This is a genomic window from Bacillota bacterium, assembly GCA_024655925.1.
Taxonomy (GTDB): Bacteria; Bacillota; DTU025; order DTU025; family JANLFS01; genus JANLFS01.
The window spans coordinates 1-2,261 of record JANLFS010000208.1; the positions used below are offsets into that span (position 1 = coordinate 1).

Sequence of the window (2,261 nt, forward strand, 5' to 3'; positions counted from 1 at the left end):
ATCCTGGCAGGGAGAAAGCGGGTGTCGCCGTGGTGTCTCGCGTCAGGGGGACGCTGGCAAAACTGGTTGTGCCAGCTTCTGGGTGCGCCGAGCGCGTCAGGGAGCTCGCTTGCCACCATGGGGCATCGGTGATCGTGATCGGGAACAGGACAGGCGCTCGGGAGATGGCCGCTCAGCTCGCTGACATGAGTGTTGTCCAGGTCGAAGAGGACAGGTCGTCCATGGAAGCACGTGCGCGATACCTGCACGACCACCCCGGCCGTGGGCTCGCAAGGCTTCTGCCCTTGGGGCTCAGGACTCCTGACGGCCCATATGATGACTATGTTGCGGAGATACTTGCAGCAAGATACTTCGAGACCCGGGAATCGGCAGGAATCAAGGGTGACACGAAGAATAAACATAAGCGGTAGGTTTTTGTCGGAGGGAGGTGAGCGTCTGGTGCGCTGCGCCATTGGGGTTTCGCTGGCCCGGTGCCTGTTGATCCTCATGGTGCTCCTGATGTGCGCGCCTCCGGCGCAGGCTTCGTTAGTCCCGCCAGACGACTGGAGGTACCGGGCCATGGCCGAACTTGCGCAGGACGGCCTGTTGGACCCGGAGGACGCGGCACTGTTCGCCTCCGGATCCCTTCTCTCCACCGAGAGGCTCTCCCAGAGTTTCGAGAGGCTCATCTCGAGGCTTGAAGGAGCGGGCGGCAAAGCCGGGACCGGTGGGCCGCTGACCCTTTCGGAGGACCTGATGTCAGCCAGTGACCGCCTTACGTCCAGGCAGGCCCTTCTTATCGCGGACCTGCTCACGGAGTTTGGGTCATCCCTGGTTGCACGCAGTGCCGGACTCACCCTTGGGCCGCTTACCCTATCTGGTACCGACCCGGCGGTCCTGTCTGCCGGTCGGCCGCATGTGGCCGACTACGCTTCCCTTGGGTCGCTCAGGCTGCAGGAAGTGCCCCGGACCGGGAAGAGAACCCTTTTGACCCTGCCCGGCAATGAAGGCGTACGGGCTCTGGAGGGTTTGCTGGGCCGCACTGTCTCGACGAGCGATGCCGGCGGGACTTCAGCTGCCCAGGTTGAGATGGGAGTAATGAGTCCTTTGGGCCCACTTGCCGTGGAGCTCACCAGCCTGGCCGCCGCGAGGCCGAAGGAGGATCTTAAGGTGGAGGAGGGGCGGCCGGATGCCGGATTCGACCTGGCTACCAGCGTCCGGCTGTCTGAGATTCTCAAGGTGAGTGCGGAGTTCTTCAAGGGCGACCAGACATCGCCGGCGTCGATCTCCACATCCTTTGGGGTGCAGATCGGTGATAAGGAAGGTCCCGGGGTGACCGTCGGCCGGAAGGTAACAGATCTCACCACTCCCGAATCAGGTTCAAGTCAGAGGGAGACTATCACCTCACTCGACCTGAAGTACGCACTTCCTGATGTGGTCTCTGCGCCCTTCGCGTCCGACTTCATTACTGTGAGCGCAGGGTACGAACTGTATGGCCGGGAAGGGTCGCCCACTACTAGCAGGAGTTATCAGGCTACCACGGTTTTGGGAATCGACTATAAGCTTTTGTTGGGTGATTCTGCCTTTTTGCAGGCAGGGTACAGATACGAGAAGATCAGAGACCTTATAGCCTCTGGCGCTGTCTGGACCAAAGCAGGACTCTACGATGACAAGGGCTTTCTGGCCTGGTCCGCCCGGGACCTTCTGAAACTCGAGAGCTCTGACGCCACTCGCATGGTGGCATCAATTGACCTTGGGTATAGGTTGTTGGGTGACTCATCGGTGACCGTCGGCTACAAGCTCATCGATTTTGCGGACGTGGGAGTGCTCGATCTCACCAGGAACATGGCCACCGCTGAGGTTACGATCAAGTTCTAGGGCGCGTGAACCCGGGCCACGTCCGACAAGGAGGCAGCCTTCTCAATGAGAGTTTCTATGGTTCGAACTGCATTCCTCGCAGCCTTGGTGCTGACCCTGACCCTTTCTGCAGGCTTCGGGCATGCCCAAGCCCCGAGTCCGGTGGAGAGGCTCGTGGCAATGGAGAACATGCTTTTTGGACAGGCACAGCAAGGGTTCATTGTGGGCAGGCTCGAGTCAATTGAGCGCCTCCTCTTCGGAGAGCTTGGAACTGGCACGCTCCCTGAGCGCCTGAACGCCTGTTGGTCATTTGTCCAAGGTGATAGGGCTGGCGGCATGAACGTCAAGTTCCGGCTGAAAGCGGTTCAGTGGAGCATCTACGGGGAAATCACGGAGGGTCCCATAGCCACCGCGCTTGCCCAGGT

The 2,261-nt window shown here is 60.5% G+C and carries 3 protein-coding genes; all 3 read left to right on the top strand.

The window, feature by feature from the left end:
* The coding region (locus tag NUW23_16135) for a resolvase (GenBank protein ID MCR4427675.1) at positions 1–410 on the top strand (410 nt) is incomplete at its 5' end.
* A 28-nt stretch (positions 411–438) separates the two neighbouring features.
* Entirely contained in the window at positions 439–1,857 is a 1,419-nt protein-coding gene (locus tag NUW23_16140) for a hypothetical protein (GenBank protein ID MCR4427676.1), read from the top strand.
* 45 nt (positions 1,858–1,902) lie between these two features.
* Positions 1,903–2,261 (top strand): hypothetical protein (locus NUW23_16145; GenBank protein ID MCR4427677.1); only part of this gene is annotated, 359 nt, incomplete at its 3' end.